Below are 16,569 nucleotides of genomic sequence, written 5' to 3'. Positions count from 1 at the left end.
TTGGTGTGCTGGTGCCACTGTGGATATCTGAGGGGGTTGCCGGCTCAAGCAGGTGTTACTTGAGGAAGTAGATGATGACGAACAGGGCAATCCAGACTACGTCCACGAAGTGCCAGTAGTAGGAAGTCACGATCGCAGAGGTTGCTTCAAAGTGGCCAAACCGCTTCGCCGCATAGGCGCGTCCAATGATGAACAGGAAGGCGATGAGCCCGCCCGTCACGTGGAGGCCATGGAATCCGGTGGTCAGGTAGAACGACGAACCGTAGGAGTTCGACGAGAGCGAGACTCCTTCAGTGACGAGCGTTGCGTACTCGAAAGCCTGGACGGCCACGAAGATCGATCCCATGAGGAAGGTGAGGAGGAACCACTCGACCATGCCCCAGCGGGAGACGTTGAACAGTCCCCCGGTGCGGCGCGGCTGGAGGCGTTCTGCGGCGAAGACGCCGAACTGGCAGGTAACGGAACTTAGAACAAGGATCACCGTGTTCGCGAACGCAAACGGAACGTTGAGCTTTTCCGTCTCCATGGCCCACAGATCGCTCGACGTGGAGCGAAGGGTGAAATACATGGCAAAGAGTGCGGCGAAAAACATCAGTTCGCTGGCCAGCCACACAACGGTTCCGACGGAAACCATGTTGGGGCGGTTCAGCGTGGGGTGAGCCGGGGTACTGGGGGCATGGGTCGCTGTTGTCACATAGTCATTATGGACGTAAAAGTACCCAGTTCTCCAACAGATATAGACGCTCGGCGCGTCAAAATAGTGCCGAAAGCCCGCGGATCCCAGTAACGGCGCGGAAGTGGCTCCCCAGAAAGAAATCAGCATTTTCTACGATTCGTAGATAACCTTGGGGATGTGACTACGAATCCGAGCTCTGAACACACCTGGCCAACGCTGATCAACGCCCTGATTTTGCGCGAGGATCTGCGCAGCGACCAGACCCGGTGGGCGATGAATTCGATCATGGCCGGCGAGGCGTCGGACGCCCAGATGGCGGGGTTCCTGGTGGCGCTGCGGGCCAAGGGTGAAACGGTTCAGGAACTGGCCGGGCTCGTGGAAGCCATGCTGGAGAATGCCCGGCCCATCAACATCCCCGGCGAGACCCTGGACATCGTCGGCACTGGCGGTGACCGGCACAATACGGTCAACATCTCCTCCATGGCTGCGCTCGTCTGTGCGGGTGCGGGCGCAAAGGTGGTCAAACACGGAAACCGGGCGGCGTCGTCGGCTTCGGGGTCCGCAGATGTGATTGAAGCCCTGGGGGTGCGCCTGGACCTGACGGTGGACCGGGTTGCGGAGGCCGCAGTGAAGGCCGGCATCACGTTCTGCTTTGCCCAGGTCTTCCATCCGTCCATGCGCTACGCCGCTGTCCCGCGCCGGGAAATGGGCGTGTCCACGGCCTTCAACTTCATGGGTCCGCTGACCAACCCCTCGCGCCCCACCGCCTCCGCCATCGGGGTGGCCGACGCCAGGCTGGCGCCGCTGATGGCAGGGGTGCTGGCTGCCCGCGGCGTACGGGCGCTCGTGTTCCGGGGCGAAGACGGCTTGGATGAGATGACGACGACGGGCGCCTCCACCGTCTGGGAGGTCCGTAACGGTGCCGTGAGCGTGACGACGGTGGACCCCCTGGATCTCGGCATACCCCGGGCCACGCTTGACGATCTGCGGGGCGGAGACGCCGCCGCCAACGCTGCCGTGGTTCGCAGTGTGCTGGCGGGGGACCGGGGGCCGGTGCGCGACGCCGTCGTCCTCAACGCTGCCGCGGCCCTGGTGGCGCTGAGCCCCGAGGCCGAGGGAACGCTGTCCGAACGACTGGCGGCAGGCATCCGGCAGGCGGAGGACTCCATTGATTCCGGCTCCGCCCAGGCGGCGCTGGACCGCTGGATTGAAGTAACCCAGTAAGCCTTATTTTCCGGGTGCAGCGGTGATTTTCGCGGCTGCCGGCCCGCACTAAATCCAACAAATCAGAGCCCTTTTTCCTTCCGGCGGCGGGAGGAAAAAGGGCTCTGATTTGTTATGGAAGTGTTATCCGGACGCTGTTGATTAGTGCCGTCAGCTGTCGAAACCGAGCGAAAAAGCTGCGTCCAAATCGTGTTGCGAATAGGCCCGGAAGGCAATCTGCGTGGTGGTGCCGATGACGCCTTCCACCTTGGAGAGCCGGTTGGCGATGGTGTCGGCGAGGTCCTCGTGGCGGCGTACGCGCGCGATGGCGATCAGGTCACAATCGCCGGTGACGGAGTAGACCTCGCTGATGCCTTCGATCTCCGAGATCTCCTCGGCACATTCGGGGATGCGGGCGGAGTCGGTCTGGATGAGGACAAAAGCGGTAATCATGGGGAGCCTTTCGTAATGCTGCGGCGGGGCCGCTGCTCTGCTGCAGCCGGCGCACTACAGCGAGCCTATCGGACGGCGGTTCTACGGGCGGATGCGGGCAGCGCGCCTGCGGGCAATAAGTGCCGCTGCAGCCCGGGGAACAAGCAGGAACGCCCCGAGGACGCACAGGGTGACGATTGCAAAGCTGAGGACGACGCCGCCGCCGAAAAGCGCACGGATGCCAAGCCCGGCCACAACCGTGATGATCCACAGCACAACGCCGCCGGGCCAGAGGCGGGCGGGGAAAAGCCTGCGGCTCAGCAGCGCCCAGCCCGCGAGGCAGGCAATCAGGAACGGTGAGGCGGTGATGAGGATTCCGGCCGGATCCAGCCCGTGCCGGTGCGTGTCACGGCCCAGTGCGGCGAAAAGGAGGATCAGGACGACGTCGAGGGCCAGGAACACTGCGGTGCTGCGGCCGGCGCGGTCTGCGCGGGGCGAAGGAGCCGGAAGGGGGGCCGAGGGGGTGTCAGGGTGAATCACGGATGCTGCTTTCCGGCACCGTTGCGGCGGTGCTCCCGTACATAGGGTTCCAGAAGTTCGGTGACCCGTGCATTGACCGACTGCTGCGGTGAGCCGGACTCCAGCTGCTTGGTGGCGCTGTGGACGATGCCGTTGATCAGTTCGGCAGTTGCTGCGGGATCCTCGGACCCCAGCTCGCGCAGAGTGCCGACAAGGGGATCCAGCAGCTTCGAATGCATCATGGTGCTTTGGGTGTTGAGTTCCTCACTGGGGGCCACGGCTGCCAGTGCGTTGCCGACTGCATGCTCACCCTCGGCGACCAGTGCGATGTTGGTCAGCACATAGGCGAGGATGCGGTCGGCCGGGTCTGCTTCGGCCTGCATGGCTTCCTCCACCCGCTGGGCCCAGCGCGGAAAGACGTCCAGGACCAATGCATGCAGGAGGTCCTGGCGGGACTTGTAGTACTGATAGGCGCTGGGACGGGCGAGGCCGGCCAGCGCGGCCACATCGGCCATGCTGGGAGCCTCGCCCGTTTGGGCCAGCAGGGTGCGTGCCGCATCAAGAAGCGCCCGTTGCTGGGCCACACGGTGTTCTGCGACCGTGGGGGCGGTTATGCGGGGCACATGCCCTCCTGTTTGTTACTTGCTGTGTGTCGTCTAGCTGATCAGGCGTCCGTCAACCATTTCCACCACGCGGTGGCAGTGGGGGAGCACGTCATGATCATGCGTCACCATAACTGTAGCAACGCCGCGCTCTGCGGTTTCGCGCGCCAGCAGTGCCACAACTTCCTGGCTGCGGCGCCGGTCCAGGGCGGCCGTCGGTTCATCCACGAGCAGCAGCGGCGGCCGGGTGACCAGGGCGCGGGCAATTCCGACCCGCTGGCGCTCACCGCCGGAGAGCTGATCGGGGCGGCTCTTGAGCTTGTGGTCCATGCCCACGGCGGCCAGCAGCTCCCGCGGGTCGAAGCTCTTCTTTCTAAAGGCCATCCGGTGCACGAGCTCCAGCTGCTCGCCTGCAGTCAGTGCGGGAATCAGGTTTCCGGACTGAAAAACAAAGCCGATGTTGCGCAGCCGGAAACGGGCACGGGCTGCACTGTTCAGCGTTGCCAGGTCCGTCCCGTTGATGGTGATGGTTCCGGCGTCCGGTGTAGTCAGGGCGCCGGCCGCTGCCAGCAGGCTTGATTTGCCGGCTCCGGAGGGGCCGACGACGGCGACGAGTTCGCCGGGGCGCACGGTAAGGAACACATTGTCCAGTGCCTGCACAGTGGCGTCGCCGTCACCCAGGGCAAGGCTGGCTCCTTCAATCACCAGTCCAAGAGCGGTGTCCGGCAGGGTTTCGGTTCGCGTGTTCATCGCTGTCCTCCCAAGGCAGCCAGGGGATCAACCCGGGAAATTCGGATAATAGCGGCGGCTGCTCCGAGCAGTCCCAAAAGGATGGTCAGGGCGGTTGCCAGGCCAATGGGGCCTGCCTCCAGGGCGAACGGCATGGCGGTTCCGGCCAGGCCTGCGCCCATTCCGAGGCCCAGCAGCACGCCCACGGCGGTGAAACCGACGAGGACTATGGCAGCCTGGGCCAGTCCGTCCCGCAGGAGGTAGCCGGTGGAGGCGCCGATGGCACGCAGTACGGCCAGTTCATGCTTGCGCTGGACGGTCCACACGGTGAAGAAGGCTCCGACAACAAGAGCGCAGATGGCGTAGAGGAAAACCTGGATCATCTGCAGGGTCATGGTTTCGGCGCTGTAGCCGGGGGAGGCGTTGAAGGATTCCTTCAGCGAGGACGTCACGGTATGCGCGGCTTCGTCTCCGGCTGCGAAGTCGATGTTCTCGCCGTCTTCGGCAAGGAGGGCAACGGTGCTTGCCGTGGCGAAGTCCGTGGCTGCCGTCTGTGCTGTCGTGGGTGCGCCGGGCGCCGCGTCGCCGCCGGCAATGTACTGCCAGGTGCTCAGGGGAAGGTAGGCCACCGTGACATGTCCGAAGGTTGCCTGGTCTGCCGTGTAACCGACCACGGTGAGCTCCGTGCCGATCCGCTCCAGCGTGACAACCGTGCCCAGCTCCAGACCTTCGTCCGCCCCGGTGGGGGAGACAACAATCTCATTCGGTGCTGACGCTGCACGGCCCTCACCGATTTCAGGGGCGAGGAAAGAGTTGCCGTCGATGCCGAAGAGGGACAGGTCCACCTGGGTGCCGTCGTCGGTGGCACCGTTCATCATTGAAGTGCCCATCAGGGTGACGTCGGCGACGCCGGGCTGTTCGCGCCAGGCCTCTGCCTGGGACTCGTCGACCACGCTTCGGGAAAACGCGTTGTCGGTCTTGGTGCCCTCATTGAAGGCAAAGGCAGTGGCGGGCATGCTCTTGAGGCCGGAAACGCCGTCGTTAACAAGGCCCGATGACAAGCCGGACAGCAGGACCATGAGGATGGCGATCAGGGCAATGACGCCACCCATCAAGCCAAACCGTGCCCGGGCGAAGCGCAGTTCACGCAGCGCTAGAAACATGGGAAAACTCCGTGGGTTGTGGGATGTTGATGCCGACAATGTGTCGGCATCATGCCAACATAATGTCAGAAACATCCGGTCCGGGGCAATTTCCCGGTCCCGGTTGGCTTGCGCCCGCCGGTGCGGCGCGGCCGGCTCTGGTCTCCTCTGTGTCGTTCTGCTCTGCTTGAGGCATGACCCTGCACCTGCGCGCGGACTGGCACAGGGCCGAGCATTCAAGGTGGCTGAAGTGGATCATCGGCATCCTGGCCGTGGTCCTGGTTGTTGAGTACGTTGTCCTGCCCCAGCTGGTTGGCTCCGGAAATGTCATTTCGGCACTGCGCGGACTGCCCGTGATCCTGATCCTGCTGGCAGTGCTCCTGGAAACGGTGTCGCTGGCCAGCTACAGCTGGCTCACGCGCGAGGTGCTCACCGGTGATGCCAGGCCCGGTTTTTTCACTCTGTTCCGGATTGATCTTGCGGATCTCACGGTGAACCACACCGTTCCCGGCGGCGGGACGACGTCGGCCGCCGTCCGCTTTCGGCTGCTCACGCGCTGCGGAGTGCAGTCGGAGGACGCGCTGAGTGCCGCCACCATCCAGGTGGTTGGTGCGAATCTGGTGCTGGCCGGCCTGTTCGGTGCGGCGCTGCTGAGCGTTCACGGCAGCTTTGCGGGAGGCCAATATCTCAGTACGGCCGGAGCCGTGGTGCTGGTGCTGCTGGGACTGTCCCTTGCGGCGCTGACCGTGCTGGATCAGCATTTGCCCGGTGCAGTCCGAACCGTGCGGGCCATCGCCGGAAAAGTGAGAATTATCTCTCCTGCTTCGGCGGAGGGGTTTGTGCGGACCGTAGCTGCTGAAGTCCAGATGTTCCGGCAGGAACCGCGCCGGCTGGCGGCGGCGGTGGTCCTGGCCGCTGCCCGCTACGTCTTTGATGCGGCCTGCCTGTGGGTTTTCCTCGCAGCCTACGGGCATGTGAGCTCCCCCGCAGAGTTGATGCTGGCCTACTCGCTGGCCTCACTGGTGGCCCTGGCCCCGCTCACGCCTGGCGGGCTGGGCCTGGTTGAGGGAGTACTGGTGCCTATGCTCGCAGGTTTCGGAGCTCCGGGCCATGTTGCCGTCCTCGGAGTGCTCTCCTGGCGCCTGGTGCAGTTCTGGCTGCCCATCCCCGTTGGCGCGCTGGCCTACCTGTCATTGCGGCTGGGGATCCTGCGGCGGACACAGAAGCGGCTCCGGAACAAAGGTTCCGGAGCCGCTTCTGTGTCCTCAGGGCGTTCTTAGCCCCGGGGCCGGGGAGTCCAGGGCATTAGGCGCCCCAGATGTCATCTCCGCGCAGCGTGGCGTCAGCACCACCGTCGGTGTAGATCGTTTGGCCGGTGGTGTGCGTGTTCTCCTCGCTGGTGAGCCAGGCGAGCAGCCGTGCAATGACAATTGCCTCGGAGTGGCCGTTCAGCGGCATGGGTACCGAGGAATCCACCATCTTGCGTCCCTCGGGGGTGGACAGCAGATCCTTGGTCATGGCCGAGACAACCGTGCCGGGGGCAACGGCGTTCAGCGGAATGCCGTGGCCTGCCCAGGTGTCGGTGATGCTTGCCCGGCGGACCCAGCGGCTGAGGGCGCGCTTGGAGGAGGGGTAGTTAAGGTATCCCTCAGCCGGTCCCTTTGCAGCGAGCTTGCCGCCGATTTCCAGTGCAAGTGCTTCGTCGCCGGCCAGCATTGCTTCGACGAGCTCCGGGGAGTTCGGCTGCAGCGATGCCATGGAGCTGACCACTGCAGCACGCGGAGCATCACTCTTGGCCAGCGTCGGTGCCAGCAGTTCGAGGAACTCCGTAACGCCGAAGAAGTTGACTGCCACCGTGATGGCTGCCGGTGCGGAGATTCCGGCGCAGGCGATGACTGCGTCCACCTTGCCGCCGGCCAGCTCCAGCGCCTTGTCTGCAGCTGCTCGGCGGCCCTCGGAAGTGCTGAGGTCTGCTTCGACCTCGGCCCCGCGAAGGTCCACTCCCACAACGGTGTTGCCGCGCTCGCGCAGCAGTTCGGCTGTAGCGGCGCCGATTCCCGATCCTGATCCAGTGACTATGTATGTACGTGCCATGCCTCAAGATTACGCCAGCCGCCGGCAGTTAGCGGGAGAGGACTGACTTGCGCGGCGCATCGTTTTAAGCTCTTGGGGACTGTCTTCAACACCGCGCCGGCCCTGCGTTCCAGACGAAAGCAGCGATCCCGGTTCCAGATGCATGATCCAGCCCCTAGCGCAGTTCGTCCGGCCAGTTCGGGGGAACGCGTCCGGCGGGGCCGGGGACTCCCTGGCTCAACGGATGGCTCTGCGGCGGGGCAAGAAGCGGCCCCTCAAATACGGAATTGGTCCGGTAGTCCCAAAACCACTCTTCGCCGGGCTCGTAGCTGCGGATCACGGGATGTCCGGTTGACTCCTCGTGCCCGGTGGCATGCTGGCCCGGCGAGTTGTCGCAGCAGCCGATATGGCCGCATTCGGCGCAGCGCCGCAGGTGGAACCACCAGCCGTCCTGTGCCGTGCACTCCACGCAGCCCGGGCCTGAAGGCCGTACTGAAACGTTGATGCCGGATGAGTCGTACATGGTCAATTACTCCTCGGCAGAGCCACCCCTGTGTCCTCCAACGGTAGCCACCGGTGCGGAGGTGTGACAGATGCAGCGGTGAAAGATGCCGGGGGAGAATGATTGTCCAGCGGCTCAGCTCCGGTACAGATCTGCACTGTTAGGGTGGGTGCTTGCCCGGGAAGCCGGGTATCAACGACGGGGGATTATTGTGCTGTTGGTTGCCGAGGGATCAAATCCGCTTGTGCCTGATGCCTGGAATTTTCTGGTGCTGGGCACCGGCCTGTTGATGCTGGTCATCTTGGCGGGCGCACTCATCGGCATAGCCCGCTCCGGTCAGCTGACAGCCACCGCGAAAGCGGTATGGGTTCTGATCGTGCTCGCGTTTCCGGTGCTCGGCCCCGTCGCCTGGTTCTTCATCGGCCGGCGCCCCGGCACCCCGTAGCCCGGCACCCCGTAGGCCAGTGCCGTGACGTATCAGCGGGCAGCCGGAGCCAGCCCCACCATCCGTTCGCTTTCTTCCCAGAGCCGGGAGGACAGGGCGGCGTCGTAGGCATCCTTGTTGGCAGTGGAGATCCGGCATTTGTAGTAATACTTGCCGGACTGCCACTGCGTTCCGGGTTCGGCGGTGGCGAGCCAGACCAGCGTCCGCGCCCCCTCGTCCGGGGAGATCAGGAACCGGTTCAGCACCGAACGGTACATCAGCCGCATCATGCTGGTGGATTCAGAGGCAAAGGATGTGGCAACACCGCCGGGATGGAAGGCTGCGGCGGATATGCCTGCGGTCCCAAACCGGGCGTCCAGCTCCCGGGTGAACAGGATGTTCGCCAGCTTCGCGTTTCCGTAGGCCCGGTTCGGCGTGTATTTTCGGTGTGCTTCCAGGTCTTCAATGCTGAAGCGGGCAAAGATGCTGTTAGCCACGCTCGAGGTATTAATGACCGATGCCTGGGATTCCACGAGCCGGTCCATCAGCAGGTTGGTGAGCAGGAAGGGCGCCAGATGATTGACCTGCAGCGTCTTTTCATGGCCGTCCACGGTGTCTGCGCGCTTGGCCATGATGCCGCCGGCGTTGTTGGCCAGGACATCGATGCGCGGATAGCGCTCCAGCAGGGTCTGCGCCAGTGTGCGGACGTCGTCGAGGCGGGCAAAATCCGCCAGCAGATAATCGGCGCCCAGTTCACGGGCCACCGCCGCGGTCTTTTCGGGGGAACGGCCAACGACGACGACGCGGTTGCCCAAGCTGTGCAGGCTGCGGGCCGCTGCGGCTCCGATGCCGTCGCTTGCTCCGGTGATGACGATGGTTCGCTCTGGAACGGACTCGGGCACGGGAGGCCTTTCGGGCAGGTGGCGTGGACTCTCCCAGTATTGCCCCGCCCGGAGGATCCGCCAATGGATCAAGACGCCGTGTTTCGTGACTCGGGGCGGCAGTCCGGGTGTTCTCGGCCCCTGCCGCGGCGCTTAAACCTGCGGTCTGGGCTCCAGCAGCCGGCAGGCAGCCTCGATGGCCGCCGCCCGGCGTCGGGCACGTGATTCGGTGCAGGTCTCCGACTTTCCCGTAAAGAGGGTTTCCGGGGACTGCGTCCAGGCCGTAGCCATGGAAAAAAGCAGCGTCATCAAGTCATCCGGGTTCCAATGCCCGTCGATGATTCCCTTTTCCTGGGCGCGGACGATGTCTTCATTGCGGGGGCCGGGGCGGCCGCAGGGCCTCTGCGGCAGCAGTTCCGGTTCCTCTTCGAGGCGGGCCCAGTCCAGCATGCGCAGGTGCTCGGGTTCTTCCACCGCATGGTCGAACATCGCGCCCACAAAGCCGGGCAGGTCTTCGACATCCCGCGGAACCTGTTCCGTGGTTTCCTGCAGGTTTTCCGTCAGGACGGCAGCGAAGAGCGAGCGTTTGTCACCAAAATAGGCATACAGCCGCTCCTTGCTGGCCCGCGCCTCAGACGCAATCCGGTCCACGCGCGCGCCGGCCAGGCCATGGGCGGCAAATTCCTTGCGCGCTGCTGCCATGATTCGTGCCCGCGTTGCTTCGCCGTCGGTTCTCATACCTGTAGTATAGCTAAGCCAACCAACCAGTTCGTTTTGATGAGGATTTCCCCTACATGGATCGCACCACCCCCGCCGGAGCCCATCCGGCCGTCGATCATTCCGCGCACCCGCACCGCTGGCTGCTGCTGGCCGTGCTGGCCCTGGCCCAGCTGATGGTGGTCCTGGACGGAACCATCGTCAACATCGCTCTGCCCGACGCCCAGCGTGAGCTCGGCATGTCCGACGGCGACCGCACCTGGGTGGTCACCATCTATGCGCTGGCCTTTGGATCCCTGCTGCTCCTCGGCGGACGCATCGCCGATTACTGGGGACGCAAGCGCACCTTCATGGTGGGTATGGCCGGCTTTGCCATCGCCTCCGCCATTGGCGGCTTTGCCACGAGCACTGAAATGCTGTTGGCCGCCCGCGGCCTGCAGGGCGCATTTGCCGCCCTCCTTGCGCCCGCCTCGCTGGCCATCCTGACCATTACCTTCCCCACCGGCAAGGACCGCATCAAGGCCTTTGCCGTCTACGGCGCCATCGGCGGCGGCGGGGCGGCCATCGGCCTGCTTCTCGGCGGAGTGCTGACCCAGTACGCCAGCTGGAACTGGTGCCTGCTCGTGAACGTGCCCATCGCCGTCGTCGCCATGATCGCCGGCCTGCCGCTGATCCGCGAGAGCAAGGCGCACGGCAACACACGCTACGACCTGCCCGGTGCCGTCCTGGTGGTGGCCGGACTGGCTTCGCTGGTCTACGGCTTCTCGCAGGCCGAGAACGGCTGGGGCCGGGTGGAGACCATCGCCTTCCTTGCCGCCGGCGTCGTTATCCTCGCTCTGTTTGTCTGGGTGGAGAGCCGGGTTTCGAATCCGCTGCTGCCCCTGCGTGTGCTCGCCAACCGCGTCCGCGGCGGAGCATTCCTGACCTCCGCGCTGACCGGCGCCGCCCTGCTGGGCGGCATCCTGTTCCTGATCTTCTACTTCCAGATTGTGCTGGGATACTCGCCGCTGAAGTCCGGCCTGGCTTCGCTGCCGATGACCCTGTCCATCATGGTCGGTGCCGGCGTGCTGTCGAACCTGCTGCCGCGCACCGGCGTCCGCCTGCCCATGACCCTGGGTCCCATTGTGGGTGCGGCCGGCCTGGTCTGGCTGTCCTTCATCTCGGTGGAGGGCAACTACGCCGTAGAGGTCCTGCCCGGCCTGATCCTGCTGGGCTTCGGCCTGGCCATGATCTTTGTTCCGCTGCAGAACGTGGCGCTGGCCGGCATTGATGAGCACGACGCCGGTGTAGCCAGTGCCGCTGTTTCGGCCACGCAGCAGATCGGCGGTTCCATTGGCACCGCACTGTTCACTGCCATCTACACCGCCGCCATTACCGCTTACCTGAGCGACAACGCTGCCCGGCCTGCCGCGCAGTTGGAGGCGCTGGTCAGCGGCTACTCCACCGCCTTCATCTGGGCCGGCGTCGCCCTGTTCCTTGCCGCGCCGATCGGCTTCTTCATGATCCGTCCGGCCAAGGAAGACTTGATGAAGGTTCCGGCTGTGGCTCACGCCGGCTAGTCAGGCAACCTGTCAGTTTTCTGTGTGGATCTGCTTCGCTTTATGCGAGGCAGGTCCACACAGTTGTCTAAGGGGCAGACGTTTGGGGGCCGGGGCCGTGCGGGGGTGCGTCGCCCGCTGAGGTGCGTGGCGCGGTGTCCGTGGTTCCGGCTTCGCTTCGTCATTGGCGGTGACCTCGGGGAGAATCTGCTCCGCCAGAAAAGACGAGTATTTGGCCGGTAGTAGAAGGGCCGATTTTGGGTCTTTCGGAGCTGTTTTCGGGTCGGGAATGTCAGTGGCGGGTGAAAGCCTGAGGACATGGATCAGCACGGATCTTCTTCAGGGAACACGTCAGGTGCGTGGACGGCAACGGCGCGGAATGTAGCCGTTTATTCCGCTGAGCCCGGCACCGTTGAGAGTCTTCCTTCCGCCCCGTCCTGCCGGGACGGGTTCACCGGCAGCCTGGCTCTGCAAGGTGTTGAAGTCTTTGACCAGGATGAAGCCGGTGCTGTCCTGGCCCGTTTGGATCACCTTGTCCGGTGGGCGCAGGCCCAGCAGGCCAGGGTCCTGAACCGGCTGGAAGGGATCTTCCGGAACGGCTTCCTGCCGGAAACAGGATCGAACGAAGACCGGCAGTTGGACCCGGGTTTGGCTTTCAGTCTCGCGGCGGAGGAAGCAGCAGCGATCCTGCATCTGCCCACCGGCACCGCGAAGATGCTCATGATGGACGCCGGAACCCTTTGTGATACCCACACGGCCACCCTGCAGCGCCTGGAAGCGGGAGCCCTCGGTTACGGGCAGGTGCAGACCGTGCTGGAGCAGTCCCAGAACATTCCTGCCCCCGACCTGCCCGGATTCGAGAAGGATCTGCTGACGGCGGCCGGGCAGCATGACGGGAGTCTGACCCTGGCACAGTTCCGGGTCAAAGCGCGCCGGCTGCGCGAAACCCGCTACCCGGAGACCATTGCGGTCCGGCACAAAAACGCATTCGAAACCCGCCGGGTATGTTTGCAGCCGGACACGGACGGAATGTCCTGGCTCTCAGCGTTTCTTCCGGCGCAGAAAGCGCAGGCGATCTATACGCAGCTCAGTGTTGCGGCTCGGGGTGAGCAGGCTGCCGGGGATCCCCGTCCGGTGGATCAGTTGCGTGCCGACATCCTTGCTGACCTGCTGACCTGCGGCGGCAGGGAAGCTGCCGGTGACGGTGCGTGGGTCTGGGGCGAGAGCGACAGCGCTGATCGTCCCGACACACCCGCCAGCGCTGACAGTTCCGACAGCGTTGAAAGTACTGGTCGCGGCCTCGGTGATCGGCTCGGCCGGGACATCAACCGCACCGGTGGCACAAACCTCGCGGGTGCCGGTCACGCCGGCAACAGCATCAAGGCAGGCAAGGATGACGCTGGCAACGGCAACGGCAACGGCAACGGCAACGGCAACGGCAACGGCCGCAACAGCGACAGCAACAGCGACGGCAACACAGACAAGAGTAACGACGCTGAGAGGTCGGGCGGCCGTGGACAGGACCGTCCCATCAGGCACGGTTCCGGTGCCCGAACCGAGATTCTGGTCCTGATCACCGCTGAAACCCTGCTCGGAGCCGATGAGGATCCTGCGGAACTGCATGGTTACGGGCCGATCAGCGCCGAAACAGCCCGAAGGCTCGCACGCCAGGCGGCCCGGTGGACTCCGGTGGAACGCGATCCGCACACCGAAGAGATCCTTCGGGTCGGCCGCCGGCGCAAAGTACCGCCGGGACTCCAGCGTTGGCTGCGGGCACGGGACGGTACCTGCCGGTTCCCGGGCTGCCGGACCAATGTTCTGATTTCCGAGATCGACCACACCAGACCCTGGTCCCATGGCGGGACAACGGATCATGACAACCTGGAACATTTGTGCCGGCGGCATCACATGTTCAAAACCCAAGGTTTCTGGAAAGCCAGACAGCACTCACCCGGCATTATCGAATGGGTTTCACCGGGAGGCCGGACTTACCGCACCGAACCCCACCTTCGCCTTGCCTCGGGTTCGGGCACGGGTTCCGGTTCTCTATCCATCGGCATGCCAGGGGTTGTTACGGGCAGTCCAGGTGCTGCCTCAGGTCCGCCGCCGTCGTCGTCGCTTTGGGGAGCACCCGACGATCCCGATCCCTACGACTACGGCGACAACCCGCCGCCCTTCTGACGAGGTGGGCGGCCGGAAGCTTGGCTAGCGGAAACCGCCGTCGCTGCTCAATACCTGGCCCACCATCCACTGTCCTTCATCGCTGACCAGCCAGGCAATTAGCCTGGCTGGGTCGTCCGGCTCACCGAACCGGCCGCCGGGGAAGTGCGAAAGCACCTCTTCAAGAACTTCCGGCGGACGGTCAGCAGTCTCGAGGTCCAGATAGCCGGTGTTGACCGGGCCGGGGTTCACGGTGTTGAGGTTGATTCCGCGGCGAATCAGATCAGCTGCGACCGACGGTGTGATGCCGGCAAGCGCAGCCTTGGAGGTTGCGTACGCAATTTCGTTCTCCATTACCCCTCTATTGATCTGCCCTGAGGTCATCCAGATAACCCGGCCACCAGCGCGGCCGTTGTGCTGCAGGGCAAAATCGCGGGTGGCAAGAAGGGTCGACCGGGTGTTGACCTGCCAATGGGCATCGAGTTTCTCAGCAGTCATCTCCGCCAGCGGGCCGTCACCACCGCTGCGGGCATGGTTGCAGATCAGGATGTCCAGATGCCCCAGAGCCCCGACAGCATCGCGGATCAGCTGCCCGGCGCCGTCGGCTTCTGACAGGTCAATGCTCCCGTGGGCCAGTTGCGCACCGTCGGTAAGGAGGCTCTGCAGCTTGCCGACGACGTCGTCGATCGGGTCTGCGCCCCACGGCTGGTTCTTATCGTGCGGGGAATAGTGGGCCAGGAACAGGCTGGCGCCATCCGGGCCAGCCGTGAGGCCACAGCAAAGCCGATGCCCTGGAAGCGGCTGACACCGGTGATGACTGCCGTGCGTCCTGCCAGTGGGAGCGGGGTGTTCATGAAGTCCTCTCAAGGATGCGTGAAAACTCGATTGCTCAGGCCGTGGAAACGGAGCGCAGCGTCCGTGGAGAAAGCCTGTCCTGGAGGACCAGCGTAGCGGCACCCAACGCAGCGGCATCGTTGCCGTTAACTGACATCCGTACCTCAACCCGATGGATAGCCCGCGCCATGGCGCGTTTGTCCAGAGCTGAGGCGATGGTATCCACATAGAAGGACCCGGCAGTGGCGAAGGCGCTGCCGGCCAGGACAACAAGCTGCAGGTCCAGAAGGTTGACCATGGAGATGACAGCACTTGCCACATATTCGGCGGACCGGTTGATCAGCCGCAGAGCCACAGGGTCTCCGTTATTCGCTGCGGTGCCGATCGCGGCGAAATCCTCGGTGACAATGCCCGTCAGGGGAACATCGAGTTCACCGCGGGCAACGGCTTCGGCAGCCTGAGCCACCACCACCTGAGGACTCGCATAGAGCTCGAGACACCCGATGTTTCCGCAGCTGCAGGGCAAACCGTTTGCATCAACGCTGACGTGTCCTATTTCCCCCACATTGGAGCTGACACCCTGGTAAATGGTTCCGTCCATGACGATGCCGGCGCCAATCCCCGAACCCATGTATACCGAGGCATAGCTGGTATATCCTTCCGTTGCGCCGAGCCAGTATTCACCAATCGCGGCGGCTGTCGCGTCATTGTCGAACTCGCAGTGCAACCCGGTGGTGGTGGACAGAGCCCGGCGCAGCGGAAAACCGGTCCAATCCCGGAAGGAAGGGGCTCCGATCATGGCTCCTTCCGTACGGTCCAGCGGTCCCGGGGCAGCGAGTCCCATGCCCACCACGGTCTCCCGGTCCACCGCCAGCGCGTCGAAGAGCCCCTCGATGTCCTCAGTAATGCGGCTGACGACCGTCATGGGTGATGCCTCGCCGGGCCCGCTGACCCTGCGCCGTCCCACCACCTGCCCGCTCAGGTCGGCCACCACATAGGTGATGTAGTCCTGACCGATGTGCACACCCAGTCCCAGCCGGGAGGCGGGGTTGAGTTCGAGCAGCATCCGCGGTTTGCCGCCGGTGGATTCGCCTCGTCCGGTTTCCAGGACGACGCCGTCGTTCAGCAGCGAACGCACGGCAGTGGAGATGGTGGCCTGGGTCAGACCGGTCATGTCCGCGAGCTCCACACGGCTGATCGGCCCGGAGACACGAATCAGGTCCATTATTTTCCCGCGGGACGATTCGCGGCGGTGATTTTGCTTCACGGGGATCCTAACGCGCAACTGCTTGAGGGGGGTGCCGCAGCTCTTGCGGACTGCGGAGGAAGAGACGGGGCGGTGGGGAAGGGGGAGGTGAGCCGGAACCGGACAGATTGGGAGCCGGACGACGGCGAAGCGGTGCGGCTAGGGCTCCAGCCGCACCGCTTCTGCCCAGGCTTCGGCAATCACGGCGTGACCGCGCGGGGTGGGATGCACGCCGTCGTCCGCGAGTGATTCCGGGGGCGTGCCGTCCGCGACGAGCGCCGTCAGCACGGAATCTGTTCTCACAAGGACCGCATTGAACTCTTTGGCCAGCCGCCGGACGGCGGCAATTTTGGGATCCAGGTCCGTCCGCCACTCCTGCTGTTCCGCGGACACCGGCAGCAGGAAGGGCTCCATCAGCACCAGGGTGGTGTCGGGGGACACCCGCTCCAGCAGCGCCCGGTACCTGGCCATAAAGGTATGCTGATCGGTTTCCTGACCGGCGTCGTACCGGCGCCACGTGTCATTGATGCCGATCAGCACGGAAATCAGTTGCGGGCGTTCGGCCAGGACATCAGCATCCCAGCGCCGGGCCAGGTCCTCGATCCGGTCTCCGCCGGTGCCGCGGTTGACGACGTCGGCTTCGGCCAAGAGTTCTCCGCCCGCGAGGAGGCGGACATACCCGTCGCCCAGGCCGCCGACGCCGTCAGTGCGCCACCCGCAGTCAGTGACGCTGTCGCCGGTGAAGACAGTTCGCTGCCGGGAAGTTCGGGGCAAAGCGTGGTCCATGGTTTCTCCCAAAAGTATCGATGTAACACAGATCACTTACTTTAGTCTTCAAATTTACGCGGACCCAGCCCGCCTCAGACTCAAAAAATAAACCACGCGCTTACT

18 protein-coding genes are annotated in these 16,569 nt (G+C 64.4%); 5 read left to right on the top strand and 13 right to left on the bottom strand.

Translation table 11 applies throughout. The features are described 5' to 3' along the window. Window positions 1-55: 55 nt before the first annotated feature. Window positions 56-694, bottom strand: a complete 639-nt coding sequence (gene ctaE / locus AC4D2W_RS04090; RefSeq protein WP_400928784.1) for an aa3-type cytochrome oxidase subunit III — start codon at window positions 692-694, stop codon at window positions 56-58. Between the two features lie 159 nt (window positions 695-853). Here ctaE and trpD point away from each other — a divergent pair, with 159 nt between their 5' ends. Further along, window positions 854-1,900, top strand: a complete 1,047-nt coding sequence (gene trpD / locus AC4D2W_RS04085) for an anthranilate phosphoribosyltransferase (protein WP_490925616.1) — start codon at window positions 854-856, stop codon at window positions 1,898-1,900. 150 nt (window positions 1,901-2,050) lie between these two features. Here the strand turns inward: trpD and AC4D2W_RS04080 are convergent, their stop codons facing one another. The 5 genes from AC4D2W_RS04080 to AC4D2W_RS04060 all read right to left on the bottom strand — a co-directional run bounded on the left by AC4D2W_RS04080 (window position 2,051) and on the right by AC4D2W_RS04060 (window position 5,324). Further along, on the bottom strand, window positions 2,051-2,332 hold the full coding sequence (locus tag AC4D2W_RS04080; RefSeq protein ID WP_490925615.1) for an Lrp/AsnC family transcriptional regulator: 282 nt from the start codon (window positions 2,330-2,332) through the stop codon (window positions 2,051-2,053). 81 nt (window positions 2,333-2,413) lie between these two features. Further along, window positions 2,414-2,851 (bottom strand): DUF3054 domain-containing protein, encoded by a 438-nt coding sequence (locus tag AC4D2W_RS04075; RefSeq protein ID WP_490925614.1) that lies wholly within the window; start codon window positions 2,849-2,851, stop codon window positions 2,414-2,416. Continuing rightward, a complete protein-coding gene (locus tag AC4D2W_RS04070; RefSeq protein WP_490925613.1) occupies window positions 2,848-3,453 on the bottom strand; it encodes a TetR/AcrR family transcriptional regulator in 606 nt (201 codons plus the stop codon). The genes AC4D2W_RS04075 and AC4D2W_RS04070 overlap by 4 nt, the downstream gene beginning before the upstream one ends. 33 nt (window positions 3,454-3,486) lie before the next feature. Beyond that, entirely contained in the window at window positions 3,487-4,182 is a 696-nt protein-coding gene (locus AC4D2W_RS04065; protein ID WP_490925612.1) for an ABC transporter ATP-binding protein, read from the bottom strand. Next, complete coding sequence (locus tag AC4D2W_RS04060) at window positions 4,179-5,324, bottom strand: ABC transporter permease (protein ID WP_490925611.1); 1,146 nt, start codon at window positions 5,322-5,324, stop codon at window positions 4,179-4,181. Before AC4D2W_RS04060 ends, AC4D2W_RS04065 begins: the two co-directional genes overlap by 4 nt. 173 nt (window positions 5,325-5,497) lie before the next feature. Here AC4D2W_RS04060 and AC4D2W_RS04055 point away from each other — a divergent pair, with 173 nt between their 5' ends. Beyond that, a complete protein-coding gene (locus AC4D2W_RS04055) occupies window positions 5,498-6,583 on the top strand; it encodes a lysylphosphatidylglycerol synthase transmembrane domain-containing protein (RefSeq protein WP_490925610.1) in 1,086 nt (361 codons plus the stop codon). A gap of 25 nt (window positions 6,584-6,608) precedes the next feature. Here the strand turns inward: AC4D2W_RS04055 and AC4D2W_RS04050 are convergent, their stop codons facing one another. Together AC4D2W_RS04050 and AC4D2W_RS04045 are read right to left on the bottom strand one after the other, a co-directional pair. Beyond that, on the bottom strand, window positions 6,609-7,397 hold the full coding sequence (locus AC4D2W_RS04050; protein ID WP_490925609.1) for an SDR family oxidoreductase: 789 nt from the start codon (window positions 7,395-7,397) through the stop codon (window positions 6,609-6,611). Between the two features lie 154 nt (window positions 7,398-7,551). Beyond that, entirely contained in the window at window positions 7,552-7,899 is a 348-nt protein-coding gene (locus tag AC4D2W_RS04045; RefSeq protein ID WP_490925608.1) for a UBP-type zinc finger domain-containing protein, read from the bottom strand. Between the two features lie 223 nt (window positions 7,900-8,122). On the opposite strand from AC4D2W_RS04045, the gene AC4D2W_RS04040 reads away from it, so the two are divergent. Continuing rightward, a complete protein-coding gene (locus AC4D2W_RS04040) occupies window positions 8,123-8,323 on the top strand; it encodes a PLDc N-terminal domain-containing protein (RefSeq protein ID WP_490925607.1) in 201 nt (66 codons plus the stop codon). Between the two features lie 32 nt (window positions 8,324-8,355). Here AC4D2W_RS04040 and AC4D2W_RS04035 read toward each other — a convergent pair whose 3' ends face one another. Together AC4D2W_RS04035 and AC4D2W_RS04030 are read right to left on the bottom strand one after the other, a co-directional pair. Next, entirely contained in the window at window positions 8,356-9,204 is an 849-nt protein-coding gene (locus AC4D2W_RS04035; protein ID WP_490925606.1) for an SDR family NAD(P)-dependent oxidoreductase, read from the bottom strand. A 132-nt stretch (window positions 9,205-9,336) separates the two neighbouring features. Then, the gene (locus tag AC4D2W_RS04030) at window positions 9,337-9,921 is read right to left on the bottom strand and encodes a TetR/AcrR family transcriptional regulator (protein ID WP_490925605.1); all 585 of its coding nucleotides are present in this window, start codon (window positions 9,919-9,921) and stop codon (window positions 9,337-9,339) included. A gap of 56 nt (window positions 9,922-9,977) precedes the next feature. On the opposite strand from AC4D2W_RS04030, the gene AC4D2W_RS04025 reads away from it, so the two are divergent. Then, window positions 9,978-11,459: an MFS transporter gene (locus tag AC4D2W_RS04025; protein ID WP_490925604.1), complete on the top strand. Its 1,482-nt coding sequence runs from the start codon at window positions 9,978-9,980 to the stop codon at window positions 11,457-11,459. Between the two features lie 297 nt (window positions 11,460-11,756). Then, a complete protein-coding gene (locus AC4D2W_RS04020) occupies window positions 11,757-13,619 on the top strand; it encodes an HNH endonuclease signature motif containing protein (protein ID WP_490925602.1) in 1,863 nt (620 codons plus the stop codon). Window positions 13,620-13,643: 24 nt separating this feature from the next. On the opposite strand, the gene AC4D2W_RS04015 is transcribed toward AC4D2W_RS04020, so the two are convergent. From AC4D2W_RS04015 to AC4D2W_RS04005, 3 genes are all read right to left on the bottom strand, one after another. After that, complete coding sequence (locus AC4D2W_RS04015; RefSeq protein ID WP_490925601.1) at window positions 13,644-14,465, bottom strand: SDR family oxidoreductase; 822 nt, start codon at window positions 14,463-14,465, stop codon at window positions 13,644-13,646. Window positions 14,466-14,487: 22 nt separating this feature from the next. Continuing rightward, window positions 14,488-15,657: an ROK family transcriptional regulator gene (locus tag AC4D2W_RS04010; RefSeq protein WP_490925600.1), complete on the bottom strand. Its 1,170-nt coding sequence runs from the start codon at window positions 15,655-15,657 to the stop codon at window positions 14,488-14,490. A gap of 180 nt (window positions 15,658-15,837) precedes the next feature. After that, window positions 15,838-16,464 carry an SGNH/GDSL hydrolase family protein gene (locus AC4D2W_RS04005; RefSeq protein ID WP_490925599.1) on the bottom strand — a complete coding sequence of 209 codons (627 nt, stop codon included), beginning with the start codon at window positions 16,462-16,464 and terminating at the stop codon, window positions 15,838-15,840. Window positions 16,465-16,569 lie beyond the last annotated feature (105 nt).

It is taken from the genome of Arthrobacter sp. TJ-58 (genome assembly GCF_058269295.1).
The sequence above is the reverse complement of the archived record's forward strand: the minus strand, read 5'-3'. Positions and strand labels throughout refer to the sequence as shown.